The organism is Arthrobacter citreus, from assembly GCF_038405225.1.
Lineage (GTDB): Bacteria > Actinomycetota > Actinomycetes > Actinomycetales > Micrococcaceae > Arthrobacter_B > Arthrobacter_B citreus_A.
Map to the genome: position 1 here is coordinate 2,517,561 of NZ_CP151657.1, position 25,139 is coordinate 2,542,699.

The 25,139-nt window shown below is 65.8% G+C and carries 22 protein-coding genes; 12 read left to right on the plus strand and 10 right to left on the minus strand.

Annotation, left to right across the window (positions count from 1 at the left end):
- The first annotated feature begins 146 nt into the window (after positions 1-146).
- The 4 genes from AAE021_RS11650 to AAE021_RS11665 all read left to right on the plus strand — a co-directional run bounded on the left by AAE021_RS11650 (position 147) and on the right by AAE021_RS11665 (position 6,274).
- A complete protein-coding gene (locus tag AAE021_RS11650; RefSeq protein ID WP_342022494.1) occupies positions 147-1,886 on the plus strand; it encodes an L-lactate permease in 1,740 nt (579 codons plus the stop codon).
- A gap of 79 nt (positions 1,887-1,965) precedes the next feature.
- Positions 1,966-2,715: a FadR/GntR family transcriptional regulator gene (locus AAE021_RS11655; protein WP_342022495.1), complete on the plus strand. Its 750-nt coding sequence runs from the start codon at positions 1,966-1,968 to the stop codon at positions 2,713-2,715.
- A gap of 80 nt (positions 2,716-2,795) precedes the next feature.
- Positions 2,796-3,326: a CinA family protein gene (locus AAE021_RS11660; RefSeq protein ID WP_342022496.1), complete on the plus strand. Its 531-nt coding sequence runs from the start codon at positions 2,796-2,798 to the stop codon at positions 3,324-3,326.
- A gap of 128 nt (positions 3,327-3,454) precedes the next feature.
- Entirely contained in the window at positions 3,455-6,274 is a 2,820-nt protein-coding gene (locus tag AAE021_RS11665) for an FAD-binding and (Fe-S)-binding domain-containing protein (protein WP_342022497.1), read from the plus strand.
- 225 nt (positions 6,275-6,499) lie between these two features.
- Here the strand turns inward: AAE021_RS11665 and AAE021_RS11670 are convergent, their stop codons facing one another.
- A complete protein-coding gene (locus AAE021_RS11670; RefSeq protein ID WP_342022498.1) occupies positions 6,500-6,892 on the minus strand; it encodes a VOC family protein in 393 nt (130 codons plus the stop codon).
- Between the two features lie 253 nt (positions 6,893-7,145).
- Here AAE021_RS11670 and AAE021_RS11675 point away from each other — a divergent pair, with 253 nt between their 5' ends.
- The 3 genes from AAE021_RS11675 (at position 7,146) to AAE021_RS11685 (ending at position 9,663) form a co-directional block, all read left to right on the plus strand.
- Positions 7,146-8,024 (plus strand): aldo/keto reductase, encoded by an 879-nt coding sequence (locus AAE021_RS11675; RefSeq protein WP_342022499.1) that lies wholly within the window; start codon positions 7,146-7,148, stop codon positions 8,022-8,024.
- 79 nt (positions 8,025-8,103) lie between these two features.
- On the plus strand, positions 8,104-8,805 hold the full coding sequence (locus tag AAE021_RS11680) for a type 1 glutamine amidotransferase domain-containing protein (protein WP_342022500.1): 702 nt from the start codon (positions 8,104-8,106) through the stop codon (positions 8,803-8,805).
- 9 nt (positions 8,806-8,814) lie between these two features.
- Positions 8,815-9,663 (plus strand): SDR family oxidoreductase, encoded by an 849-nt coding sequence (locus tag AAE021_RS11685; RefSeq protein ID WP_342022501.1) that lies wholly within the window; start codon positions 8,815-8,817, stop codon positions 9,661-9,663.
- On the opposite strand, the gene AAE021_RS11690 is transcribed toward AAE021_RS11685, so the two are convergent.
- The 8 genes from AAE021_RS11690 to AAE021_RS11725 all read right to left on the minus strand — a co-directional run bounded on the left by AAE021_RS11690 (position 9,660) and on the right by AAE021_RS11725 (position 17,896).
- Entirely contained in the window at positions 9,660-10,451 is a 792-nt protein-coding gene (locus AAE021_RS11690; protein ID WP_342022502.1) for a glycerophosphodiester phosphodiesterase, read from the minus strand. The two genes, AAE021_RS11685 and AAE021_RS11690, sit on opposite strands and share 4 nt — an antisense overlap.
- A gap of 32 nt (positions 10,452-10,483) precedes the next feature.
- Complete coding sequence (locus AAE021_RS11695) at positions 10,484-11,875, minus strand: ABC transporter substrate-binding protein (protein ID WP_342022503.1); 1,392 nt, start codon at positions 11,873-11,875, stop codon at positions 10,484-10,486.
- 91 nt (positions 11,876-11,966) lie between these two features.
- Entirely contained in the window at positions 11,967-12,926 is a 960-nt protein-coding gene (locus AAE021_RS11700) for a carbohydrate ABC transporter permease (protein WP_342022504.1), read from the minus strand.
- On the minus strand, positions 12,923-13,843 hold the full coding sequence (locus AAE021_RS11705) for a sugar ABC transporter permease (RefSeq protein WP_342022505.1): 921 nt from the start codon (positions 13,841-13,843) through the stop codon (positions 12,923-12,925). The genes AAE021_RS11700 and AAE021_RS11705 overlap by 4 nt, the downstream gene beginning before the upstream one ends.
- Before the next feature lie 285 nt (positions 13,844-14,128).
- Positions 14,129-14,584 carry a DUF3817 domain-containing protein gene (locus AAE021_RS11710; RefSeq protein ID WP_342022506.1) on the minus strand — a complete coding sequence of 152 codons (456 nt, stop codon included), beginning with the start codon at positions 14,582-14,584 and terminating at the stop codon, positions 14,129-14,131.
- A 164-nt stretch (positions 14,585-14,748) separates the two neighbouring features.
- Entirely contained in the window at positions 14,749-16,293 is a 1,545-nt protein-coding gene (locus AAE021_RS11715) for a tripartite tricarboxylate transporter permease (RefSeq protein ID WP_342022507.1), read from the minus strand.
- Positions 16,293-16,919 (minus strand): tripartite tricarboxylate transporter TctB family protein, encoded by a 627-nt coding sequence (locus tag AAE021_RS11720; protein WP_342022508.1) that lies wholly within the window; start codon positions 16,917-16,919, stop codon positions 16,293-16,295. Before AAE021_RS11720 ends, AAE021_RS11715 begins: the two co-directional genes overlap by 1 nt.
- Complete coding sequence (locus AAE021_RS11725; protein WP_342022509.1) at positions 16,916-17,896, minus strand: tripartite tricarboxylate transporter substrate binding protein; 981 nt, start codon at positions 17,894-17,896, stop codon at positions 16,916-16,918. Before AAE021_RS11725 ends, AAE021_RS11720 begins: the two co-directional genes overlap by 4 nt.
- Positions 17,897-18,134: 238 nt before the next feature.
- On the opposite strand from AAE021_RS11725, the gene tcuA reads away from it, so the two are divergent.
- On the plus strand, positions 18,135-19,619 hold the full coding sequence (gene tcuA / locus AAE021_RS11730; protein WP_342022510.1) for an FAD-dependent tricarballylate dehydrogenase TcuA: 1,485 nt from the start codon (positions 18,135-18,137) through the stop codon (positions 19,617-19,619).
- A 113-nt stretch (positions 19,620-19,732) separates the two neighbouring features.
- The gene (locus AAE021_RS11735; RefSeq protein WP_342022511.1) at positions 19,733-20,413 is read left to right on the plus strand and encodes a GntR family transcriptional regulator; all 681 of its coding nucleotides are present in this window, start codon (positions 19,733-19,735) and stop codon (positions 20,411-20,413) included.
- Positions 20,414-20,476: 63 nt separating this feature from the next.
- Here AAE021_RS11735 and AAE021_RS11740 read toward each other — a convergent pair whose 3' ends face one another.
- Positions 20,477-21,385 carry a DUF5996 family protein gene (locus tag AAE021_RS11740; RefSeq protein WP_342022512.1) on the minus strand — a complete coding sequence of 303 codons (909 nt, stop codon included), beginning with the start codon at positions 21,383-21,385 and terminating at the stop codon, positions 20,477-20,479.
- 150 nt (positions 21,386-21,535) lie between these two features.
- Between AAE021_RS11740 and AAE021_RS11745 the strand changes: the two genes are divergently transcribed.
- From AAE021_RS11745 to AAE021_RS11755, 3 genes are all read left to right on the plus strand, one after another.
- Positions 21,536-22,504, plus strand: a complete 969-nt coding sequence (locus AAE021_RS11745; RefSeq protein WP_342022513.1) for a nucleoside hydrolase — start codon at positions 21,536-21,538, stop codon at positions 22,502-22,504.
- Between the two features lie 149 nt (positions 22,505-22,653).
- A complete protein-coding gene (locus AAE021_RS11750) occupies positions 22,654-23,970 on the plus strand; it encodes a multidrug effflux MFS transporter (RefSeq protein WP_342022514.1) in 1,317 nt (438 codons plus the stop codon).
- Positions 23,971-24,043: 73 nt separating this feature from the next.
- Positions 24,044-25,066, plus strand: a complete 1,023-nt coding sequence (locus AAE021_RS11755; protein WP_342022515.1) for an acetylxylan esterase — start codon at positions 24,044-24,046, stop codon at positions 25,064-25,066.
- Positions 25,067-25,139: the final 73 nt, after the last annotated feature.

Sequence of the window (25,139 nt, forward strand, 5' to 3'; positions counted from 1 at the left end):
CCATAGTAGAACACGTTGGGCACGTCACATCCAAGCCCTCCGGCGCTCGTGACTACCATCACAGAGATCCGTGACTTGCGCTAGACTCTCCTGTGGTCTGACCACTGTGGCCTGACCAACACACCCAGTTCTATGCGGAGGATCCCGTGGAGTCGTTCATCCCCAGCACCGATCCAGTGCTCAACAGCGTTGCCATTTCGGCACTGGTGGCACTGGTGCCGCTGCTGACCTTTTTTGTGCTGCTTGCCTACGTCCGGCTCAAGGCCCACGTGGCCGGTGGCATCGCCCTGCTGGTGGCCCTCGCCGTCGCGGTCTTCGCCTATCAGATGCCGGCCGGCCTGGCATTGCTCTCCGCCAGCCAGGGTGCGGTTTTCGGCGCCTTCCCCGTGCTGTGGATCGTCATCATGGCCATTTGGCTGTACCAGATCACCGTGCTCAGCGGGCGGTTCGAGGATCTGCGCCGGGTCTTTGACGTGATCGGCGGCGGCGACGTCCGCGTGCAGGCGATCCTCGTGGCGTTCTGCTTCGGCGGCCTGCTGGAAGCTCTCGCCGGCTTCGGCGCACCGGTGGCCATTACCGCCACCATGCTGGTGGCCCTGGGCATCAAACCGCTTAAGGCAGCGGCCGCTGTCCTGGTGGCCAACACGGCTCCGGTGGCCTTCGGTGCGATGGCGATTCCGATTACCACCGCGGCATCCCTCACCGGCCTGGACGCCGGGCACATCGGCATGGTCGTGGGCCGCCAGGCACCGCTGCTGGCCGTCTTCGTACCGCTGATCCTGGTGTTCATCCTGGACGGCCGCAAAGGTGTCCGGGACACGTGGCCCGCCGCCGCCGTGACCGGTGTGGCCTTCGCGGTTGCGCAGGTGCTGTGCTCCACCTACTTCTCCTACGAACTCACTGACATCGTGGCAGCACTGGCCGGCCTGGGTGCCGCCGTCGTCTTCCTGAAGTTCTGGCAGCCCCGCGGCCTGGAAGCCGCCCGCGAGCGCATGGGCCTGCCGGCCATGACCGCCTCCGTTACCGGCACCGGTCCGGACGGAACAGGTGCTGCAGGCCGCGGCGCTTCGGCGGCAGCGGTGAAGGATGACAACTCGCTGACCCGCTCCCGCACGCTGCTGGCACTGTTCCCGTACTTCCTGGTGATCCTCATCTTCGGCGTTGCCAAGCTGTGGAAGTGGGGCGCGGACATTCCCGCTTTCCTGGCCTCCACCGACATCAAGGTGCCGTGGCCCTGGCTGCACGACCGCCTGCTGAACGAGGCCGGCGAGCCCGTCTCCTCCACGATCTACACCTTTAACTGGCTTTCCAGCCCCGGCACCCTGCTGCTGATCACCGGCCTGATTGTCTGCGCGGTTTACGCCAAGTACGACGACGGCGGCCGGTACGCCATGACGGTGGGCAACGGCGTGGCTGATATTTTCCGGACTATCTGGAACATGCGCTGGGCCGGACTGACCATTCTTTCCGTCCTGTCCCTGGCCTACGTCATGAACTTCTCCGGTCAGACGGTCGCCATTGGCACCTGGCTGGCCGGCACCGGCGCGTTCTTCGCCTTCCTCTCCCCCGTGCTGGGCTGGGTTGGCACCGCCGTCACCGGCTCGGACACCTCGGCCAACGCGCTCTTTGCACGGCTGCAGCAGACCGCCGGCATCGAGGCCGGCATCGATCCGAACCTGCTCGTTGCCGCCAACACGTCCGGAGGTGTCGTGGGCAAGCTGATCAGCCCGCAGAACCTCGCCATTGCCGTGACCGCGGTAAAGCTTGACGGGCAGGAATCGGTGCTCCTGCGCAAGGTGGTGGGCTGGAGCGTTGGCCTGCTGCTGGTGCTGTGCACGCTCGTTTACCTGCAGTCCACCCCGATCCTGGGCTGGATGCTGCCCTAGGGATCTTTCCGTCGGCCGCCGTTTTTTCCGGAGGATATCTTCCGTAAAGACGGCGGCCATCACATGGCAGGATGATCAGGTGACTGAGCAACCGCGCCGCAGCTATGACCTGCTGCTGGAAAACATCGAAGCCGACCTGCGTTCCGGCGCCATCTCGCTGGGCGACCAGCTGCCCGGAGAACGGACGCTGGCCGAAACCTACGGCATTTCGCGTGCCTCCGTCCGCGAAGGCATCCGCATCCTCGATGCCATGGGAGTCCTGCGGTCATCCTCGGGTTCGGGACCGAAATCCGGCGCCATCATCGTTTCCGAGCCCTCGGCCGGGCTTTCCTCCGCACTGCGCCTGCACATGGCCAGCAGCCGGCTTCCGGTGGCGGACATTGTCCAAACCCGGGTGCTGCTGGAAACATGGGCGGCCGCCACCGCCGCCGGTCTCCCGCCGTCGGATGCGAAGGATGCGGCGCTGGCCAGGGCCGCAGCACTGCTGGAGGCGATGGACGCCCCGGGCATTGAGCGCGAGGCCTTCCACCTGCTGGACGCTGCGTTCCATGTTGAACTGACGTCGCTGGCCGGCAACGCGGTGATTGAAACCATGATGGCGTCCATGAGCGGAGCCATCAGCGGATACGTCAAGAACGCGGTGGACGGGATGGAGGACTGGACCGAGGTCATGCTGGAGCTGCAGGCCCAGCACCACGGCATTTACGAGGCAGTGGCGGCGGGCAGGGGCGACGACGCCGCCCGGCTGCTGCGCGAGCATATCGAATGGTTTTACGCCCGCATTCCGGCAGGCACGGCCGATGGTGCGTCCGAGGCATCCGAGGCATAAAGCCCGGCACCACTGGAGGTGATAGTAAGCAGCCTGATAAAATGCCGTTCCACCCAGAGACTGACGAACAGGAGAGTTCATTGTCAATTTCCAGCCAGGACGCCGCATCCACAAAAACCGCTGAACGGATTGCCGAACGCATCCAGGACACCGGCGTGAGCATCGGAGTGTCCGAGTCCCTGACCAGCGGACTGCTGGCCTCCTTCCTGGGTGCCGCGCCGTCGTCGTCGGACTGGTTCCTCGGCGGACTCACCGCCTACGCAACCTCGGTGAAGCGATCCGTCCTGGGCGTGACGGCCGAGGCCGTGGTGTCCGCCGAGTCCGCAGCCCAGATGGCCGACGGCACTGCCAAACTGCTGGGCGCTGACCTGGCCCTTGCCATCACCGGCTCCGGCGGACCGGAACCGCAGGACGGACAAGAGCCGGGCACCGTTTTTATCGGCATCGCCACCGCCGGGCAGGACACCCCGGAGGTTACCGAACGGTTCTTTGACGGGGAGCCTGAGGAGGTCATCCATTCCACGGTGGCGGCCGCCCTCGAGCTGCTGGACGAGCGGCTGCAAAAGCTGCTGGCGGAGCACGGCAAGGGATCCGCCACGCTGCCCGGATAAGGCTCCCCCGGCTCACACCCGCGGCGCCTCCCCGGCCCACTGTGGTCTGACCAACTTTTCCCGGCGCTTGAAGAGGCCTACATTTAGAGGCGGAGCACCGCAGCTCCCTGGAACGGTTGGATCGGAAAATGAGCCTTCACACGGAAGCCCCCGCCCCCTCGACGGGGTCCATCGCTGATCTCGGCACGGAGAACATCAGCACCCGGGAAATCGACCGGCGCAAAATGGCGCACGATGCTTCCCACTACCTGATGATTCCCGAGGCGGTGGCCACCCCGCGCACCGCCGAGGAAGTGGCCGCCCTGCTGCGCCGGAGCCGCGAGTTGGGCATCCCGGCCACCTTCCGCTCCGGGGGAACGTCCCTCTCCGGCCAGAGCCAGAGCGACAGCCTCCTGATCGACACCCGCCAGCATTTCCGCGGCATCGAGGTGCTCGACGGCGGTGCCAGGGTCCGGGTGCAGCCCGGCGCCACGGTGCGGGCCGTGAATTCCAGGCTGGCGGCCCACGGCTACAAGCTCGGCCCGGACCCGGCATCGGAAATCGCCTGCACCATCGGCGGGGTCGTGGCCAACAATTCCTCCGGCATGGCCTGCGGCACTGAATTCAACACCTACCGAACCCTCGAATCCATGGTCCTCGTCCTGGCCTCCGGCACCGTGATCGACACCGCCGCATCCGACGCCGAGGCCAAGCTGCGCACGCTGGAACCGGAACTCTTCGAGGGGCTGCTGCGGCTGCGCGGCAGGATCGTCGCCAACCCCCACTCCGTGTCCACCATTGAGCGGCTGTTCTCCATGAAGAACACCATGGGGTACGGCCTAAACTCCTTCCTGGACTACGAGAATCCGGTGGACATCCTGACCCACCTGATGATCGGCAGCGAAGGGACCCTGGGGTTTGTCGCCGAGGCCACGTTCCGCACGGTTCCGGCGCTGCCCAAAGTGGCCACCGGGCTGATGTTTTTCGACTCGCTGGACCGGGCCGCCAGCGCGCTGCCGGAGCTGGTGGCCTCGGGGCTGGCAACCATTGAACTGATGGATGCCACCTCGCTGCGCGTGGCCGCCGCCGACCCCACCGCCCCTCCCGAACTGCGCGGGCTGGAGATCGCCAACCATGCGGCCCTGCTGGTGGAGCATCAGGCCCGCACCGCTGAGGAACTGGCCGAGAAGCGTGACAGCTCACGGGGCCTGTTCGAATCCCTGCCCCTGGCCGCCCCGTTCGCCATGACCGCCGTCGCCAAGGACCGCGCCGCCATGTGGCACCTGCGCAAGGGCCTCTACACCACGGTTGCCGGCGCCCGCCCCTCCGGAACCAACGCGCTGCTGGAGGACATTGTGGTTCCGGTCCCCTCACTGGCCTCCACCTGCGGGGAACTGTCCCGGCTCTTCACCGAGCACCACTACCGGGACTCGGTGATCTTCGGCCATGCCAAGGACGGCAACGTCCACTTCATGCTCAACGAACGCTTTGATGACCCGGCGGAACTGGCGCGCTACCAGGCCTTCACCGAGGACATGGTGGACCTGGTCCTGGGCAACGGCGGCTCCCTGAAGGCCGAACACGGCACCGGCCGGATCATGGCTGCCTTTGTCCGCCGCCAGTACGGCGACGAGCTGTACGGCGTGATGTGCGAGCTGAAGGCCCTGATCGATCCGCCGAATCTGCTCAACCCGGGCGTGCTGATCAACGACGACCCGCTGTCCTACATCGCTGACCTCAAGGTGGCTCCCACCGTTGAGGTAGAGGTGGACCGCTGCGTGGAATGCGGGTACTGCGAACCGGTGTGCCCCAGCAAGGACCTGACCACCACCCCGCGGCAGCGGATTGTGCTGCGCCGGGAAATCGCCGCCGCCGAAGCCCGCGGCGATGCCGCGCTGGCCAAGGAACTGCGCAAGGACTATGACTACGACGGCGTCCAGACCTGCGCGGCCGACGGCATGTGCGTCACGGCCTGCCCGGTGCTGATTAACACCGGCGACCTCGTCCGCCGGCTGCGGAAAGAGAACGCCAACCCCGTCGCCGATCTGGGCTGGAAGAGCGCGGCCGAGCACTGGTCCACCGTGACCGTGGCCGGCGGCAAGGCGCTGAGCCTGGCCAAGGCGATGCCGGCGCTGCTGCCCAAGGCTGCCACCGCCGCCGCGCGCGCCGTGGCCGGCAGCGAAACCGTTCCGGCCTACGAAACCGTTCTTCCGGCCGGCGGCTCCAAACGGAAGCCGCTGGAGAGCCCGGCTGCGGTTGCCGTCTATTTCCCGGCCTGCATCGGCACCATGTTTGGTCCGGCCGGAAACGGCGGGGGCGTCTCCGCGGCGTTCCTCGAACTGTGCGGGCGCGCCGGGGTGGATGTGCGGATTCCCTCCGGCATTGGTGACCTGTGCTGCGGCACGCCCTGGAAGTCCAAGGGTTTTGCCAAGGGGTACTCGGTGATGACCGAGCGGGTGCTGGCCAATCTGTGGGAAGCCACGGGCGGCGGGGCGCTTCCCGTGGTCTGCGATGCTGCCTCGTGCACCGAGGGACTGGACACGATGAAACGCCTGGCCGGGGAAAGTCCGGAATATCCCGGCCTTGAGTTCGTGGATTCGGTGGAGTTCGTGCGGGACACCGTGCTGCCGCAGCTGGAGGTGACCCGCAGGCTGCCGTCGATGGCACTGCACCCCACCTGCTCCTCCACCCAGCTGGGCGCCAACGAGGCGCTGCATACCCTTGCCGATGCCGTCGCTGACGAGGTCTTTGTGCCGCCAAGCTGGGGCTGCTGCGCGTTTGCCGGCGACCGCGGGCTGCTGCACCCCGAACTGACGGAATCGGCCACCGACAAGCAGGCGGCGGAAATCAACGAGCGCGAGTTCGCCGCCTACGCGTCAGTGAACCGGACCTGCGAGATCGGCATGTCCAAAGCCACCGGCCACACCTACCGCCACGTGCTGGAGTATTTGGCCGAGGCCACGCGGTAGGAGGGTGCTGCTCCTCTCCCGCACGCATTCCCACTCTTTGATCAGTCCCGTGGCCAACGTGACCCCATCTGACACACCAGCCCCAGAGGGTGGGAACGTGTGCAGGCGAACGCTAATTCCGGCCGGAACCGGAACCTAAGCGCTACAGGAACGGGATAACTGACGAGCACCAACGAGACGGCCGAGACGTCCAAGCAGCCGCTTGTTTCGCCCGACGGCGGTCCGTCAGGAAGTCTCGGACGGCAGTGTCGGCGGAATCTCCGGGAGTTCCTGCAGTGACCACTGGTTGCCGTCCGGGTCGCTGAAGTACACAAAGGTCCCCCAATCCAGCGGCGTGATGTCACTCGTTACAACGCCATGATCCACCAGGTGCTGCCGGGCGTCAGCGGCGCTGGGCACCACCACCTGGATCCGCTGGCTCCCGGGCTCCATGTCCGTGGTGCCAGGGCCGATCACCACCGAACACGCCGAACCCGGCGGGGTCAGCTGCACAAACCGCAGCTCCGGATTAACGCGTTCATCGAAGTCCGCGTTGAATCCCACTTGGTCCACGTAGAACGCCTTTGAGGCGTCCACATCGGACACGGGTACAGGTACGAGTTCAATTTTCCAGTCCATGCGTTTGAGGGTAAATCGGCCGGCGACCCTGCGGAACTGCCCAGAGGTCAGCTCCTGTCCGCAACCTGATCCTTCTTCCCCATCGAACTGGCAGTAAGTGCTCTTCCCGGCGCTGGGAACAGCACTTACTGCCATATCGCGGAGGAGAGGGGAGCCATCTCGCGGAGGAGAGAGGGCGTCTCGCGGCGGGAAGCCGGGGACAAACCTCAGTCTGCTGAGGAATAAGCCCGGGAGGCCCCTTGTTGCCGCCTGTATGACAGAGCAGAACGTATCCCCCGTCCCTCCGACCATTGATCTCAAGGACCTGGGCACGGTACGCCGTCTTGGCTTCGGCGCCATGCGCATTGTCGGCCCCGGCGTGTGGGGCGAGCCCGAAAGCCGCGGCACCGCCGTCGACGTCGTCCGCCGCGCCGTTGAGCTCGGCGTCGACTTCATTGACACCGCCGACTCCTACGGCCCCACCATCAGCGAAGAAATCATCGCCGAGGCGCTGTACCCCTACCCGGACGGTGTCCGCATTGCCACCAAGGCCGGCTTTGTGCGCACCGGACCCGATGTCTGGGTGCCGCTGGGCCGCCCGGAGTACCTGCGCCAGCAGGTCGAGCTGAGCCTGCGCCGCCTGAAGGTGGATTCCCTGGACCTGTTCCAGCTGCACCGCATCGATGCCACCGTTCCCGCCGAAGAGCAGTTCGCCGTGATGCGCGACCTGCAGCAGGAGGGCAAGGTCAAGGCCCTGGGCCTGTCCCAGGTCTCGGTCGATGAGTTGAAGGCAGCCGGCAAGTACTTCACGGTCTCCACCGTGCAGAACCGCTACAACCTCACCGACCGTTCCTCCGAGGACGTACTGCAGTACGCCGAGGACAACGGCATCGGCTTCATCCCGTGGGCGCCGATTTCCGCAGGCGAGCTGGCCCAGCCCGGTGGCCCCGTGGCCGAGGCCGCCCAGCGCCTGAACGCCACCGATTCCCAGGTGGCCCTGGCCTGGCTGCTGCGCCGCTCCCCCGTCATGATGCCGATCCCGGGCACCGGTTCCATCAAGCACCTCGAGGAAAACCTCGCGGCGGCTGACCTGGTGCTCGACGACGCCACCTACGCAGAGCTCGACGCCGCCAGCAAGACCGCCGGCAAGTAGGCGGCGCGCCACCTGCAGCACAACCGCCGGGTCCTGCCCGGCAGGCACCACCATTTCCCCACCGAAGGAGCACACCCCCATGGCTAATATCCTCATGGTCGTTTCAGCAGCAGATTCCCTCACGATGAAGGACGGCAGCGAGCACCCCACCGGCTACTGGGCCGAGGAACTCGTGGAATCGCACCGCGTCCTGCGCGAAGCCGGCCACACCGTGCGCATCGCCACCCCCAACGGCGTCAAGCCCACCGTGGACCAGGTCAGCCTGGATCCGGCGTCCGCCGGCAGCCCGGAAAAGGCCGCGGCCTTCACCCAGTACATTTCCTTCATCGACGCCGAGCTGTCCTCGCCGCTGGTACTCGCTGACGCGGATCCCGCAGAGTACGACGCCGTCGTCATGCCGGGCGGGCACGGCCCCATGGCGGACCTGGCCTTCGACAAGGACCTGGGCCGGATTCTGATTGCAGCCGACAACGACGGAAAGATCATCGCTCCGTTCTGTCACGGCCCGGCAGGTTTGCTGAGTGCCGAGACCGGGAACGGCGACTTCGTTTTTGCCGGCCGCAAAATGACCGTGTTCACGGATGAGGAAGAGCTCAACGGCGGCACCGGGGAAAACACCCCCTGGTTTGTCGAGGACGTGCTGCGCAACAAGGGCGCCGAAGTGGAAACCGGTCCCGCCTGGTCCAGCTTTGTGGTCCGGGACCGGAACCTGATTTCCGGCCAGAACCCGCAGTCCAGCGAGGACGTGGCCAAGGCCGTGCTCGCGGCGCTGGCTGAGTAGGACTGCACTGTGACTGTCCTGATTGCCGGCTGCGGCGATTTGGGCACGGAAGCCGGCCTGCGGTTCGCCGCGGCCGGCTTTTCCGTGCTCGGATGGCGCCGGTCCCCGGAGAAAATCCCCGCCCCGATTACCGGCGCGGCCGCCGACCTGACCGCTGCGGAACTGCCGCCCGTCCCTGCCGATACCGACGTCGTCGTCATTGCCGTGGCCGCGGGCAGCCGCAGCGTTGACGCCTACCGGGCTGCGTACGTCGACGGCACCGCCAATGTCCTGGATGCGCTGGAGCGCGACGGCGTGCATCCGCGCCGGATCCTGTTTGTCTCCTCCACCGCTGTGTACGGCGATGCCGGCGGGAACTGGGTGGATGAGCAGACGCCGGCCGCGCCGGCCTCGGACACCGGTGCCGTCATCCTTGAAGCCGAGCAGCTGCTGCACGCACGCCGGCCGGATGCCGTGGTGCTGCGGCTCTCCGGCATTTACGGGCCGGGGCGCACCCGCCTGATCGATTCCGTGAACGCCGGCGCCGCCGTCGTGCCCGCCTCCCCGCAGCTGACTAACCGGATCCACCGCGACGACGCCGCCGCCGCCATCGTGCACCTCACCACGGCGATTACTGATCCCGCACCGCTGTATGTGGGCGTGGACAACGAGCCGGTGGATCTGGCCGAGGTGCTGCGGTTCCTGGCCGCTGAGCTGGGCCGGGAGCTGCCGGAGCCTTCGGACAAGGAATCCAGCCGGGGCGGAGACCGCAGACTCTCCAATGCCCGGCTGCGCGGCACCGGCTTTTCGTTTGCCTATCCCACCTTCCGGGAAGGCTACCCGGCGGTGCTGGCCGGGCAGGGAGTCCGCCACCCCTAGCCGGTGGCAGTGCTGCCCAGCAGGTCCACGAGCTTGGCCGGGTAATCCGTGATGATGGCGTCCACGCCGAGATCGAGCATCCGCGACATCTCGGCACGCTCGTTGACCGTGTACACCCACAGCCCCAGCCCTGCGGCCCGCACAGCGTCAGCACCGGAGGCGTCCAGGGAGTGGTGGTCCGCCACCACTCCCTGGACGCCGCGGGCGGCGCCTTCGGACAGCAGCGCCGGATCCGGAACCGATTCGACCAGCTGCCACACGGGAATGCCCGGCGCCGCACGGGCAAAAGCGCGCACGGTCGCCGGGTCAAAGGAGCTGACCGCAACGGGGTGGTGCCGGAGCAGCCGCGTCCAGTCGGGTCCCCTCAGCGCTTCGGCGATGGCTTCCTCCACACCGGGTGAGTCCTGCGGCGCCTTGATTTCCAGGTTGATGCCCAGGCCAAAGTCCACGGCGGCGGGCAGCTCGGACAGGAACAGAATCCTTTCCCCGGCAAACTGCCCGCCGAACCAGGCCCCGGCATCGAGCCGGCGCAGTTCTGCTGCGGTAAAGGAGGTAATCGGAGCTTCGGCACGGTCCGGAAAAACCTCTGCCACGTTGGTCGTTCGGGCGCCGGTGCCGTCATGAAAGAGGAACAATTCACCGTCCGCGGTGAGGCGGACGTCAGTCTCGATCATGTCGGCGCCGGCGGCCCGGGCCTGCGCCAAGGCTACGGCAGTGTTTTCCGGGGCCAGCCCGCTGTTGCCGCGGTGTCCCACGACCATGGTGCGGTTTTCGTCCGGGGATGCCATAACCTTGCTGCCCTTCGTTCGCTGATCCGGTGCTACTGCACGGAGTTGTTGTAATTATCCACTTCGCGCTTGAGCTCGGTGACGGCCTCGGTAAGTTCAGTCTGAGTGTCTCCGCCCAGCAGCGCGCCTTCCAGCGCGTCCTCAGCGGCCTTGCGGGCCTGCGGCATGGATCCGGCGGAGCAGCCCTGGGTTGCCGGAGTCAGCTTTGTCGCGGCCAGCTGCTGGACAGCCACGTCAAACTGCGGGTACTGCTCGCGCCAGGCCACGTCCTTCGGCTCGTCAAGGGCACCGCGGGAGATCGGGAAATACCCGGTGCCGGTGTGCCAGGTCGCTTGAGTGTCCGGCTGAGCCAGGAACTGCATGAACTGCCAGGACGCTTCCATCTCTTCGTCCGAGTGACCCTCATCGGAAATCCACAATGATGCACCGCCAATGATGGGGCCGGAGTCGTTGTCCTCAATCCGCGGATAGAAGCCGACGCCCAGCTCGAAGCCCTGCTCATCAGCGGCCTGCTGCATGCCCCGCAGCGCCCCGGTGGATTCCAGCGTCATCCCGATCGTTCCGGTCTTGAACGCGTTCTGCGCATCGGCGGTGGCCCGGCCGGTGTTGCCGGCAACTCCGGTGGCGACCAGGTCCTTCCACCAGTCGACGAAGGTGACGGCGTCGTCGTCATCGAACGAATACTCAGCTGCACGCTCACCGGCGCGGCCATTCTCGGGTCCGCAGTAGAGCCCGCCGTTGGCGGCGATTTCCTGTTCCAGGAACCAGCCGTAAATGGCCGCGTTGAAGCCGAACTCCGCCGGCCCGCCGTTGACCTTGGATAAGGTTTCAGCCGCTGCCCCTACTTCCTCCAGGGTCAGGGGCGGGGCCTCGGCATCCAGGCCGGCGGCGTCAAAGAGGGTCTTGTTGTAGTAGAGCACCGGCATGGAGGTATTGAAGGGCATGGACCACAGTTCGTCGTCGATGGAGTAGTAGCCGGCGATATTGGGCTGCAGGTCCGAGACGTCATACTCGTCCCGGTCAATGAAGGCCTGGGTTGGCACCACGGCGCCGGAGTCGATCATGAACTGGGTGCCGATGTCGTAGATCTGCACCATGGTGGGTGTGCTGTCGGACTGGACCGCTGCCTTGTACTTGGTGATGGTGGTGTCGTAGTCGCCCTGGTAGACGCCCTTGACTTCGATTTCGCCCTCGTTAGCCGCATTGAACTCCGTAATGAGTGCGTCGAGGGTCTCGCCGTTGGTGCCGTCCATGGAATGCCAGAAGTTGACCTCGGTGGCGCCGTCGGCCTTCTCGAGCACATCGGCGGCCGGAGCACCGGTGACCCCGGCGCCTCCCCCGCCGCCGCACGCGGACAGCGCCAGTGCCAGGGCAGCCGCGCCGGCTGCCAGCGGCAGGAATCGGGCCTGTGGTGTGAATCGCATGAAAATGGTCCCCTTTGTGGATTGCCCGAAGCTGGTCGCCCCGGATACTGCTGGAGTGGTGGATGAGAGGGTGGTGGCTGCAGCCGCAGGGTTACTTGATGGAACCTGCGGTGAGGCCGCGGACAATAAAGCGCTGGCCGAAAACCACCAGCAGGAGTGTGGGAATGATGGCCAGGACGGTGCCTGCCAGGACCAGCCCGGCGTTGAAGTTGTCCGCCGAGCGCAGCTGGGTGATGCCGATCTGGATGGTTTGCATCTCAGGTGTCTGGGTGACCAGCAGCGGCCAAAAGTACATGTTCCAGGCCGAGAGGAAGGACCAGATGCCCAGTGCTGCCAGCGTGGGCTTGGACAGCGGCACCAGCACCGAAAAGAGGAACCTGAAGTGTCCGGCGCCGTCGATCCGCGCCGCTTCCCACAGCTCCATCGGGAAGGACATAAAGGCCTGCCGGAGCAGGAAGATCCCAAAACCGTGGGCCAGGAACGGCAGCACCAGGGCCGGAATGGTGTTGATCAGTCCCGTGGAGCTCATGGTCAGGTAGTTCGGAATGATGATGGCCTCGGAGGGCACCATCATGCTGCACAGGAACAGCGCAAACCAGAACGCCCGCCAGCGCACCTTCAGGAACACCAGCGCATAGGCTGCCAGCAGCGACGTGAGCAGCTGTCCCAGCGTGATCAGCCCCGCCATCACCACGGAGTTTCCGTACTGCCGGACCAGCGGAATGCTGTCCAGGGCGCCGGTGAAGTTCTCCAGCCGGAAACCGTCGAGCGGCCACAGGGACGCCGGATAGGAGTTGATGTCCCCGGGGCCCATGAATGATCCGACAAAACCGAAATAGACCGGGAAGAGGACGACGGCGGCACCGGCGGAAAGGCCAAGATACGTCAGGACACGGCCGAGGGTCAGCGGCCGGCGCTGCCGCCGGGGTGCTGCCGGAGGTTTCCGCCCGACCGGCGCTTTGGTGCCTGCTGCTCGGATGTCTGCTGTTCGGGTGCCTGCTGCCCGGGTAACGGGTGCGGGAGCTGGTGTGGGAGCTGTTGTGCGGCTCATCGGTAGAACACCTTTCGCTCCAGGAGGCCGAATTGGACCGCGGACACCGCTACCACGATGATCAGCAGCACAACGGCCTGGGCGGACGCATAGCCGAAGTTGGAGTTGTTGTTGGCGAAGGCCTGTTGATAGATCGAGTAGACCAGGGTGGTGGTGCTGTCCTGTGGGCCGCCCTTCGTGAGGATGTGGATCTGGCCGAAGCTTTGCAGTGCGTGGATGGTGCCGGTGACCAGCAGGAAAAACAGCTGCGGCGTCAGCAGCGGCATGATGATCGAGCGCTGCATGCGCCAGCCGTGAGCTCCATCCAGTCGGGCTGCCTCGACGACGTCTTCGGACACTGCCCCAAGGCCTGCGGAGAGAACCAGGAGGTTGTAACCCAGCTGCATCCAGATTGTCGCGATGGACACCGAGAGCAGGGCGATGCCGGGATCAGTCAGCCAGCCCACCCGGTCCAGCCCGAAGAAGGCCAGCATGCCGTTCAGCACGCCCGTGGCCTGGTTGAACATCACTCCGAAGATCACGGATGCCGTGGCCACCGAATAGGCAAAGGGCAGCGCAAACGCCGTCCGAAAAAACCGTACGGCCTTGATTTTTTGGTGCAGCAGAAGGGCCAGGGCAAGTGCGATCAGAATCGACGGTGCCACGGTCAGCACCGTGAATCCCAGCGTTACCCACATGACCGATTGAAAACCGGAGTCCGTGAACAACCGCAAATAATGGTCCAGTCCGACAAATCCGGAGGGCCGGCCGAAAAGGTCGCTGCCCTGGAAGGACAGGAACACCGAGCGTCCCAGCGGATAGAAAAGGAATGCTGCAAATATCAGCAGCGCCGGCAGCAAATACCACCAGGCCTTGATGCCGGCCCGATCAGCGGGGCTTTTTTCGCTCCTGGCCGCCGGATTGGCGGCGACGCTCATGCTCCGGTCCCGGGGAGTGGCGCCCCGGCCTGGTTTGCAGCACTAAGACAGTGGACGGGGCCATCCTGCCACTGCAAACCGGTGAAGAAAATGCTCATTGCGTTCTTTTCCGTCCATAGTTCCGAGGCGCACTATTGCATTGTTTTGTGCGCCGCTCGCCACGGTATCCACGGGGTTGAAACGAAAAGAAAACGGAAGGTGAACATTCGGGACGCCTGCCCCGAGATAGCAGAAGGTGCACTTCCCGGAGCTGGGAAGTGCACCTTCTGCTAGTTCGGCGGTGGGTTAGGAAAGGGAAACGGGCGGGCCCAGGACCAGGAGCACATAGAAGACGACGGCGACGGCCGCCAGCAGCACGATCACGGAGACTGCCGGACGGCGAAGCACCACTGCTTGGGCCTTCTCGGGGAAGCTGCCGGGCGTTTCGCCGCCCGGAGCAAGCCGCCACCCGCCGTCGAGCTTTCCCCCGCGGTCCATCGTGCGCTCGAAGGGAATGGTGGCATACGGGACCACCGCCGTCACGAGGCCCAGAAAGATCGTGGCCGGTGACCACTTCTGGTTAATGCCGACAAATACCGTGCTCACGGCGTAGGAGAGGAACACAAAGCCGTGCAGGCCGCCGGCAATCGGCGTGAATGCCTCGTTGTCCAAAACGTACTTGGCGAACATGCCGGCCAGGAGCAGGGTCCAGGTGACGGCCTCGGCGAAGGCCAGGGTGCGGAACAAGGTGCGGGGTGTCATCGAGCTCTCTCGGTCGGGAGGTTTCTGCTGTGATGCCGCCGGGCGGTTGCTTACCAACGGGTTGTCAGTATCGTATCGCGGCGTGTGCCGCCCGGCCCCACAGAAACCTGCCGGTGCGAGCAAGATCAACCCTTTGATGGACCCGGCGGCACCCCTTGGCGGCCTTAGCTGCTGCTGCCGGCCAGCACCTCCCCACGGTCCGCCGCGGCGTCACGGCGGCGGTGGCGCAGATGCTGCAGTCCGCTGATAATCAGCGCGCCAGCCAGCACGGCGTACAGCGTAATGGTGATGGGACTGCCCACCAGAATGCCCAAATCCCCCTCGGAAACGGCCAGTGCGCGGCGCAGTTCCGTCTCCGCCATCGGGCCCAGGATCACGGCAATCAGCACCGGTGCCAGCGGAATGCTGTAGCGGCGCATGAGGAAGCCCAGCAGGCCAACTGCAATCAGCAGCCACAGGTCGATGAGCGATGAGCTCACCGCGTACACGCCCAGCATGGAAAAAACGGTGATGCCGGCATAGAGGTAATGCCGGGGAATGGTCAGCAGCTTCGCCCACACTGTAGCGAACGGCAGGTTGATGATCAGCAGAATGACCAGGCCGATGAACAGCGAGGCCAGCAGGGCCCAGACCAGGTCACCGCTTCGCTCAAAGAGCAGCGGCCCGGGCTGCATCCCGTACTGCTGGAAGGCTGCGAGCATAATGGCGGCGGTGGCCGATGTGGGCAGCCCGAGCGCCAGCAGCGCGCCCATGGCGGTTCCCGCCGTCGCGTTGGCTGCCGCTTCCGGCGCAGCCAGGCCCTTGATCGAGCCGGTGGTGCCGAACTCCGGATCCTTGCGGCGTTTGGCCAGCTGTTTTTCGGTGCCGTAGGCCAGGAAGGTGGGAACCTCGGCCCCGCCGGCTGGGATCAGCCCGAAAGGAGCGCCAAAGGCAGTTCCGCGCAGCCATGAGGGCAGGGCCTTGCGGAAATCCTTGAAGTTGATGCGGGCGTTTCCGCCGGCCTTGATGCGGGTTGCCACCGGATCCCGGTGGATGCGCGAGGCCACGTGGAACACCTCGCCCAGTGCAAGCAGGCCAACGGTAATGACAATGATGGAAATGCCGTCAAAAAGCTGGGGCAGCCCCAGCGTGAAGCGGGCGGTTCCGCTGGGTCCGTCGATTCCCACAAGGGCCAGGGCCAGGCCGATGCCCAGGGCGCCGACACCGCGGATGACGGATTCGGAGACCACTGCGGAGATGGCCAGGAAGGCGAAGACTGCCAGGGCGAAATACTCCGCCGGACCGAATACGGTGGCCAGGCGCACCAGCGTGGGGGCGAAGAACACCACCAGCGTGGTGGCTATCAGGCCGCCAATGAACGCACCGATGGCCGCGGTGGCCAGGGCCTTGGCGGCCTGCCCGTTTTTGGCCATGCGATGGCCTTCAAAGGTTGAGGCAATTGCCGAGGAGTTGCCCGGGGTGTTCAGGAGGATCCCCGCGGTGGAGTCTCCAAAAAGTCCGCCGAAGTAGATGCCGGCGAACATGATGAAGGCCGCCGTGGGTTCCAGGGAAAAGGTGACCGGGAGCAGCAGGGCCACGGCCATTGCCGAGCCGAGTCCGGGAAGGACGCCGACGGCGGTGCCCAGGACGGCGCCGATCAGCACCCAGAGCAGGTTGACGGGGGTCAGCGCGGCGGCGAACCCTTCCATAAGCAGTGCGAGCTGATCCATCAGAGCATTCCTCCCAGGAAGCCGGAGGGCAGGTTCAGGCCCAGTCCGGCGTTAAAGGCGAGCTGTACGGCGGAGGCAAACAGCAGCGAGACACCGACGTCGAAGAGCGGACGCTTGCTGCCCATCGCGTAGCAGATCACCCAGAACAGGAACGCCGCACTGAGGATCCAGCCCACGATGTTGAGCATGACGGTGAAGGCCACCACGCCACCGACAACCATGCCCACGGTCCGCCAATCGGAGTAGGTCTTGTAGGTGGGATGGTCCCCCGTGTCGTCGTGCAGGGTTTCAAACTCACGTTCGCCGGAGAGGTCATCGAGCATGGCACCGGAGAAGTTCCCGCGTCCGGGATGGATGCGGGTGTCCGGAATGTTGGGGCGCCGGATCACCTGGATGGCCAGGGCCGTGGCCACCCCATAGAGGGCGATGCAGACCAGGACCGGGAAGAACTGCGGCCCCGGAGAAGCGGTGCCCTGCACGTTCATGGTGGCGGTGCCGATGGTCAGGAAGATCGCCACGGCGTAAAGCACGGCGACGACGATCAGTTCACTTCGGCCTTCCAGCGCCGGGCGGCGCGGCGCCGGTGACTGCCGGGCGGGTGCCGGCTTGTCCTGGGCGAGACTCATAATCCGAGCTCCTTTACGATTCCTTGTGCCGTGGTGACTTCTCCGTCGATGAAGTCCTCGAATTCCTCGCCGGTGGCAAAGCTGTCCGTCCAGCTGTTGCGCTCGAGGGTGTCCCGCCATTCATCCGACTCCCGCATCTCGGTGATGATCGCAACGAATTCCGCTTTCGCTTCATCCGTGATGCCGGGGGCGGCCACTACGCCGCGCCAGTTGGACATGGACACGTCCACGCCCTGCTCCCTGAAGGTGGGGACATCCACGCCGTCGAGCCGCTCCTCGGAGGAGATCGCCAGGGCGCGGAGGGTTCCGGCTTCAATCTGGTCCGCCACCTCGTTGTACCCGGACATGCCGGCGGCCGTGGTGTGGGACAGCAGTGACGTCAGGGCTTCGCCGCCGCCGGAATAGGCAACATAGTTCACCGTGCTCGGGTCCATGCCGATCTTCTGGGCGAGCAGGCCGCTGAGCAGATGGTCGATGGAACCGAGCGAACCGCCGCCGATGGAGTTGGCCCCGGGGTTCGCCTGCCATGCGGCCAGGAAGTCATCGAGCGTCTGGAATTCCGAGTCCGCCGGAACCACCAGCGCCGCATAGTCATCAGCGAGGCGGGCGATGGGAACGACGTCGGCCATGGACTCCGGGTTGTCGGCCAGTTCGATGGCGCCGATCATGACCCCGCCGGTGACCAGCAGCGCATCCTCGCGGCCGGGGGTCTGGACAAACTGGCTCAGTCCGATGGTGCCTCCGGCTCCGGGAACGTTCACCACCTGCGGATTATTGACGATGCCGTTGCTGCGCAGCGCCTGCTGGGATTCGCGCGCGAATCCGTCCCAGCCTCCGCCGGGGGCTGCCGGAGCAATAAGTGTGAGTTTGCTGCGTGCGGTGGCCGTGCCTCCGGACGCAGCTGCATTAACGAACGCCAGGATCGTGACCACGGCGACGACCAGGGCGAAAACCCCCGTGCGGATGGACTTTTTCATCTCTTCCCGTTCCATTACTTCGTTGTCGGACGGACGATCCTCGGTATGTGCGGATTGTTGTACACAATCACATACATACAGCCGGGTGACCTAAGTCACCACCCTAAAGGACTGTGAAGCAAGTAACAATTGTGACTGAAGGACCTGTAACTTGACGTGAGTCACGGTTCCCCTAGAATCGTTTCCATTCACCGAGGCTTTGTATACATGGGTATGCAACCAACATCAGGAGCAGCACATGGCAGTAGCAGGCACTACCGGGTCCGTCAGTGCGGACGTCATTGTGGTGGGGGGCGGCAACGCGGGATTCACCGCGGCCCACGCTGCTGCCGAACGCGGACGTTCAGTGATCCTGCTGGAAAAGGGATCTGAAGAGCTCTCCGGCGGCAACAGCTTCTACACCGCCGGCGCCACCCGCATTACGCACGGGGGCCTGGCGGACCTGGCCGGCCTGATCGAGCATGATGACCGCCATGCCTCCACCGTGGTTCCGCCCTACTCCGCGCAGGAGTACGCAGCGGACCTGGCGAAGGTCACCGAAGGCCGGAACGATCCGGAGCTGACCGAGGTACTGATCTCCGAAAGCCAGTCCACGCTCCGGTGGCTGAACAGCCTGGGCCTGAAATACCGCTTGATGTACGAGCGCCAGGCCTACGAACGCCCGGACGGCAGCTACCTGTTCTGGGGCGGGCTGCATGTGGGCAACGTGGGCGGCGGGGAAGGCATGATGGCGGACCACACCCGCGTGGCCCGGGAACTCGGCGTCGAGATCCGCTACGCCAGCCCGGCCACCCGCCTGGTGCTCGACGGCGGCCGGGTCACCGGCGTCGTTGTTGCCGGTCCGGAGGGCGAGTATGTGCTGAACGCCGAATCCGTGATCCTCACCGCGGGCGGCTTTGAATCCGACCCTGCCCTGCGCCGCGAATTCCTCGGTGAGGGCTGGGAAAACGCCAAAGTGCGCGGCACCCCCTGCAACACCGGCGATATGCTGCTGGCCGCACTCGACATTGGCGCCGCCCGGGGCGGTGACTGGAACACCTGCCACAGCGTGCAGTGGGACGCGTTCACCGAAAACAACGAAAGCAACCGCGAACTGACCAACCGCCTGACCCGGCAGAGCTATCCGCTGGGCATCATCGTCAACCGCGACGGCGAGCGCTTCCTGGATGAAGGCGCCGACTTCCGCAACTACACCTACGCCAAGTACGGCAAGGAAATCCTGAAGCAGCCCGGCTCGGTGGCCTGGCAGCTTTTTGATGCCACGCTGCGGCCCATGCTCCGGGCGGAGGAGTACGACATGCCCGGTGTTTCCGTGGAAACCGCCGACACGATTGCCGAACTTGCAGCCAAAATCGGCATCAACCCGGAAGCGCTGGAGAAGACCGTGAGCGGCTTCAACTCCTCCATAGACCGCAGCATCGCCTTTGATCCGAACGTGCTGGACGGCCGGGCTGCGCAGACCGAGCCGGTCAAGAGCAACTGGGCGGTGCCGCTGGAAACCGGACCGTTCTACGCATACGGCGTCACCTGCGGCATCACCTTCACCTTCGGCGGCGTCAAGGGTGACACCTCAGGCCGGGTGCTGGATGCCGAGGGCAACCACATCCCGGGCTTGTTCGCCGCCGGTGAGATGCTTGGCGGATTGTTCAGCACCAACTACCCCGGCGGTTCCGGCCTTGCTGCCGGCTGCGTGTTCGGACGACGGGCCGGTTCCCTGGCCTGATGATCCTCCGGGGACCTGCGGTGCAGGTCCCCGGGCAGGGCTCCCGTAAAGTTGGCTCCGTCGGTTTCGGTTTTACGCATGCCCTTTCCCCTCCGCACTTCCTAGGACGCCCCATGGCCCAAGCAGCAGCACGCATTGACGGTGAGGCCATCTTCGCGACCCTGCGCAGCGAGATCCTCTCCGGCGTCCATCAGCCGGGCACCCCCATGCGGGAGATCTCCCTGGCGGAGCGCTTCGGTGTATCGCGCACCCCGGTCCGGGAAGCCCTCTCGCGCCTGCAGCAGGAGCGGCTGCTGGAACGGGTGGCCCGCGGGCTGCAGGTCCCCCAGGTGGAACCGGCACAGGTGATCCAGATCTATGACATGCGCATCCTGCTGGAGGAGGAGGCCGCCGGCCAGGCCGCCCGTGCCCGCCAGTTCACCGATCTGATGCGCCTTGAAGCGCTGTTGGAACGGGACCGGCAGCTTCAGGCTCCCGATGACCGCACCAGGATCACCACCAACCTGGAGTTCCATGCAGCCGTGTGGAAGTGCGCGCACAACCCCATCCTGACGGACCTGCTGGAACGCCTGTCCACCCATTTGGTGCATGCTCCGCGCTCCACCCTTTCCGTGGACCAGCGCTGGGATGCCGCCCTCGATGAGCATGCCGCCCTGATCAGCGCCATCGACAGCCACGACGTGGACGGTGCCCGCGCCATTGCCCGCGCCCATATGGAAACAGCCCGCAGCATCCGTCTGCAGCTTCTGCGCGAGCGCGCCCTCGAGCAGCCGCTGCCTCCCTACAGCCGGTAGCCGCCGGTCCCGCCCCAAGGCGGGAAACAGGTGGCGCGGACGCGCGGCAGCCCAGGGCGGAAACTACTTCCGGTAGGTCAGCGGCTCGGTGATCCACTCCAGGTCCGTCCACCGGTCCAGCCGCTGCAGGATGGTGAAGCTGGAACGGCAGAACTCCCCCACCGCATGCTGCGGATCGGGATAGGACAAGGCGTCCTCCAGGCTGAACAGGAACTCACTCTCCGCGGCCAGGAAATATGCCTTCTCGGGCGACAGCAGCGTTCCGTAGCTGCCGATGCTGGCCACGAACGGATACGGCAGCGCATAGAAGGAGGGCTGGGGGTTTTTGTTGTCGCCGGGCCAGAACCCGAACTCGCAGAATTTTTCGTCAAAGCTGTTTTTGCCGATCTGGTCCGACCCCGAATACGGTGCCGGCTGCCCGCTGAAAACATTGCCGGAAAGGTCCATGGTGCCAAACCAAAACGCCGGCATGTCCACCTTTCCGCGCATGGGAGCGAGGAATCCGCCCAGGGAACGGTAAGCGAACTGCAGGTTGGCCAGGAACAGTTCAACGGCATCCCGGTCATACGAGTGATGCTTGGTGTCCACATCAAACGGCGTGGGGTCGTAAAACTCCTGCGGGGCGGTGGTGATGGGCGTGGGCGTGCCGATGTAGTCGAGCGCCGTGATGAGTTGCCGGTGGAAGTCCGCGACAGCCAGCCCGTCGCCGAGAGGGATCCGGGTCCGGGTTCCCCGGCTGTTCTGCACATCGACATGATGCTGCGCCAGATTGAAGTAGATCTCGAAGTTGCAGTCCTCCGCCGGGATGATGCCGGTTCCAATGCCCTGAAGGCTCAGGTCCAGCCGCACATGCGCCCATTCGGGGCGTCTATAGCTGCGCGCCAGCTTCACCTTCCCCGCCATCTGCAGGAACATGTGCAGGGTGTCGGCAGTGTCCTGCCATTCCGGATAGTTCAGGAATCTCTTTTCCATGGCGCTCACCTCTCGAAAGGCGGTGCTGCTCGGTCCCGTGCGGCAGAATACCGCAGCAGAGGTCCTTCCAGTCTGTGGTGCCCTCCGCGCCCGGTCAACGCGGGAACCCGCGCTGGTTACACTGAAACTCCAACCTCCGAAAGCCGCCGCATGCAGACCTCTCCCCCTTCCCGCACCGCTGTCCTGGCCGACGTCGACACCGGCATGGACGATGCGCTGGCGCTGGTGTTCCTGGCCCGGGATCCCCGGATCAGCCTTTTGGCCGTGACCTGCGTGGCCGGCAACACCGATGTGGACCAAGTGGTGAGCAATACCCTGAATGTGCTTTATGCCGCCGGGTCCGGCGACGTTCCCGTCGCCCGCGGCGCCGAGCGGCCGCTGATCAATGACCCGCGGAACGCCCATGCCTTCCACGGCGCCAACGGGCTGGGCGGTCTGGAGCTGCCGCAAAGCCCGCATGCCCCCAGCGCCGTGGCCGCCGTCGAACTCATGCACCGCACCATCGACGTGGCCGCCGTTCCGGTCACGCTGCTGGCGCTGGGTCCGCTGACCAACGTTGCCCTCTTCCTCCGGGCATATCCGCAGACGGCGCGAAAGCTGGAGCGGATCGTGTTCATGGGAGGTTCAGCCGGAATAGGCAACGCCACGTCGCATGCCGAATTCAACGCATGGCACGATCCCGAGGCCCTGGCCATCGTCATCCACAGCGGCATTCCCACCGTCATGTACGGGCTCGACGTTTTCCTCCAGGCCACCCTGACGCCCGGACAGTACCTGCCGCTGGCGGAGGCCGACGACGACGGCGCCCGGCTGGTTGGCGCCATCCTCGCTGCGGGCGGGCGGCGCGGGCAGGCCGAACCCCAGCCGGTGACCATCGGCGACGCCGGCGCCGCCTGCCTCGTGGCCGTTCCGGAGACGGTGCAGCTGCAGCAGTATCCGGTGCGCGTGGAACTGACCGGCCACAGCCGGGGGCAGACCCTGGTGGACCGCCGGCTGGAACCGGGCGAAAGCGAGCACCACGGCGACGCCGGTCCGGTGCCGCTCATCGACGTCGCCCTGGGTCTGGACCAGCCGCTGATGGCGCAGACGTTCCTCCACACCGTCCGAAGTGGCCGATAACACTGCCGTTTCCTCTTGTTCAGGCGGGCTGTCCGACCCTAGGCTGAAAACGGCTCCGTTTTGTTCTGCAGCCGAACAAACCGCGCCTCGCACCGTCGCCCCACCGCGACACCCCAGACACTCCACCCCCACCACAAGGAGCGCCCCTTTTGAGCAACCCCGCCAGGGCCCAGGGCACCCAGGCCTCGTACCGTCCGGGATTCAAGTACATCCTGATGCTTGGCGCGCTGGCGGCCCTTCCGGCCGTCACCACCGACATGTACCTGCCGTCGCTGCCCACCGTGGCCTCCGATCTGCAGACCAGCCAGGCGGCGGCCCAGTTCACTATGTCCGGAACCCTGATCGGCGCCGCCGTCGGGCAGCTCGTCATCGGGCCGTTTTCGGACCGCTTCGGGCGGCGGCTCCCGCTGCTGATCGGCATCAGCCTGCATGTGATTGTCTCCCTGCTGTGCGCCGTCGCTCCCGGCATCGGCACCCTGATTGGGCTGCGGGTCCTGCAGGGGTTCTTTAACGCCGCCGCCGGCGTGGTCGCCATCGCCGTCATCCGTGACCGCTTTGTGGGCTCCGACGCCGCGCGGCTGCTGTCCCGGCTAATGCTGATCATTGGCCTTGCCCCGCTGTTGGCCCCAACCATTGGCCAGGCCGTGGCGGGCATTTGGCAGTGGCGTGCGGTGTTCGTGGCACTGGCCCTGATCGGGGTGATCCTGGTGCTGATTGTCTGGCGGTTCATGCCGGAGACCCTGCCGGCCGAACGGCGCCGCACCAGCAGCGGACCGGGGGCGTTCCGCGGTTACCGGGTGCTGCTGCGGGACCGGCATTTCCTCGCACTGGCCTTCATTCCCGGCCTCGGCATGGCCGTCATCATGAGCTACGTGGTGGGTTCCCCGTTCGTGTTCCAGGACGAGTACGGCCTGACGGCGGGGCAGTACGCCCTCGTGTTTGCGGTCAACGGCGCCGGCATGGTCCTTTCCGCACAGGCTAATGCCGCACTCGTGCAGCACGCATCGCCGATGAGCATCCTGCGCATTGCCGTTCCAATTCTGCTGGGACTGTCCCTGCTGCTGCCGGTCCTCATCATCACCAACCTCGGCGGCGTGTTCGGCCTGGCCGCAGGGTTGTGGCTGGTGCTGGGCATGCACGGGCTGATCGCGGCGAACGCCACCGTCATGGCCCTGGGCAACTACGGCCACATGGCCGGATCCGCCGCTGCGATGATCGGCGCGCTGCAGGTGGGCGTGGCCGGCGTCGTCAGCCCCCTGGTGGGAGTGTTCGGCGGAAAAGCGCTGGCCATGTCCGCTGTGATTATCGGCTGCTGCGTGCTGATGACGCTGATCCTCGCCACTGCGACCCCGGCGTACCGCCGCGGGGGCATGGCCAAGCTGGAGGCTTCCGGCAGCGCCGGAGCGGTGCCGGAACCCGACGCCGCAGCGGATACCTCACCGGAAACGACCACCGGCCAGGCCTAAACTCAGCGGAGCACTCTGCACGGCACGGAGCCATTTGAAATATGTTCCTCGTCACAACGATTAGGATTCGTTCATGTACTTCGATCTGCCCGCCGACCAGCTCGCGGCCTACACCAGTTCCCAAATCCGCCCCGCCGACTTCGAGTCGTTCTGGGAGGAGACCCTCGCCGAGGCGCGGTCCCACCCGCTGAACCTCACCGTCACCGCCGAACCCACCGTTTTGGCCACCGTGGACGTCTACGATGTCCAGTTCAACGGCTGGAATGGCGAGCCGGTCCGCGCCTGGCTGCGTTTGCCGCACGGGACGTCCGAACCCCTGCCCTGCGTCGTGGAATTTGTCGGATACGGCGGCGGCCGGGGCGAACCGCAGGACAATCTGCTGCTGGCCAGTTCCGGCTTCGCGCACCTGCAGATGGACACCCGCGGGCAGGGCGCCGGCTGGAGCCGGGGCGCTACGGCGGACGGCGCCGGCAGCGGCGGCCCGCAGGTTCCCGGCCTGATGACCCGGGGCATCCTGGATCCGCACACCTACTACTACCGCCGGCTGTTCACCGACGCAGTCCGGGCGGTCCAGGCAGCACGCGAACTGGACTGGGTGGACCCGGACCGGGTCGCGCTCACGGGCATCAGCCAGGGCGGCGGCGTCGCGCTGGCCACCGCGGCACTGTGCCCTGATGTGCGCGCCGTCGTCGCACGGGTTCCCTTCCTCTGCGATTTTCCCCGTGCCCTGCAGATTACGGATGCCTATCCGTACCGGGAAATTGGTGCTTTTCTGTCCATCCACCGCACCGAAGCCGCACGGGCCCAGCAGACGCTGCAGTACTTCGACGGCGTCAATTTCGCTCAGCAGGCCACGGTTCCGGCGATGATCACCGTGGGACTGATGGATGCCACCACTCCCCCGTCCACGGTGTACGCCGCTTACAACGCCTACGCCGGGCCGAAGCAGATCACCGCCTGGCCGTTCAATGGTCACGAGGGCGGCGGACCCGAGGACGACGTCGCCGCGATTAGGTTCCTGCGGGACATGACGGCGCCGGATCCGTCAGCTGCGGCTGGGGAACCCGAAGTCGGGCAAACCGCAGCGGCCATGTAACGCTCCCTCTCCCCCGCGAAGCCTTCCCCCGGAGAGGTCCTTCCGGGCAGATCCCGCCCGCACAACGGCAGAA

Coding starts and splice junctions, on each gene's coding strand:
- AAE021_RS11675 (WP_342022499.1), top strand. CDS start 7,146: ATGACAGAGCAGAACGTATCCCCCGTCCCTCCGACCATTGATCTCAAG.
- AAE021_RS11680 (WP_342022500.1), top strand. CDS start 8,104: ATGGCTAATATCCTCATGGTCGTTTCAGCAGCAGATTCCCTCACGATG.
- AAE021_RS11740 (WP_342022512.1), bottom strand. CDS start 21,385: ATGGAAAAGAGATTCCTGAACTATCCGGAATGGCAGGACACTGCCGAC.
- AAE021_RS11690 (WP_342022502.1), bottom strand. CDS start 10,451: ATGGCATCCCCGGACGAAAACCGCACCATGGTCGTGGGACACCGCGGC.
- AAE021_RS11700 (WP_342022504.1), bottom strand. CDS start 12,926: ATGAGCCGCACAACAGCTCCCACACCAGCTCCCGCACCCGTTACCCGG.
- AAE021_RS11725 (WP_342022509.1), bottom strand. CDS start 17,896: ATGAAAAAGTCCATCCGCACGGGGGTTTTCGCCCTGGTCGTCGCCGTG.
- AAE021_RS11665 (WP_342022497.1), top strand. CDS start 3,455: ATGAGCCTTCACACGGAAGCCCCCGCCCCCTCGACGGGGTCCATCGCT.
- AAE021_RS11695 (WP_342022503.1), bottom strand. CDS start 11,875: ATGCGATTCACACCACAGGCCCGATTCCTGCCGCTGGCAGCCGGCGCG.
- AAE021_RS11715 (WP_342022507.1), bottom strand. CDS start 16,293: ATGGATCAGCTCGCACTGCTTATGGAAGGGTTCGCCGCCGCGCTGACC.
- AAE021_RS11745 (WP_342022513.1), top strand. CDS start 21,536: ATGCAGACCTCTCCCCCTTCCCGCACCGCTGTCCTGGCCGACGTCGAC.
- AAE021_RS11705 (WP_342022505.1), bottom strand. CDS start 13,843: ATGAGCGTCGCCGCCAATCCGGCGGCCAGGAGCGAAAAAAGCCCCGCT.
- AAE021_RS11755 (WP_342022515.1), top strand. CDS start 24,044: ATGTACTTCGATCTGCCCGCCGACCAGCTCGCGGCCTACACCAGTTCC.
- AAE021_RS11710 (WP_342022506.1), bottom strand. CDS start 14,584: ATGACACCCCGCACCTTGTTCCGCACCCTGGCCTTCGCCGAGGCCGTC.
- AAE021_RS11735 (WP_342022511.1), top strand. CDS start 19,733: ATGGCCCAAGCAGCAGCACGCATTGACGGTGAGGCCATCTTCGCGACC.
- tcuA (WP_342022510.1), top strand. CDS start 18,135: ATGGCAGTAGCAGGCACTACCGGGTCCGTCAGTGCGGACGTCATTGTG.
- AAE021_RS11670 (WP_342022498.1), bottom strand. CDS start 6,892: ATGGACTGGAAAATTGAACTCGTACCTGTACCCGTGTCCGATGTGGAC.
- AAE021_RS11720 (WP_342022508.1), bottom strand. CDS start 16,919: ATGAGTCTCGCCCAGGACAAGCCGGCACCCGCCCGGCAGTCACCGGCG.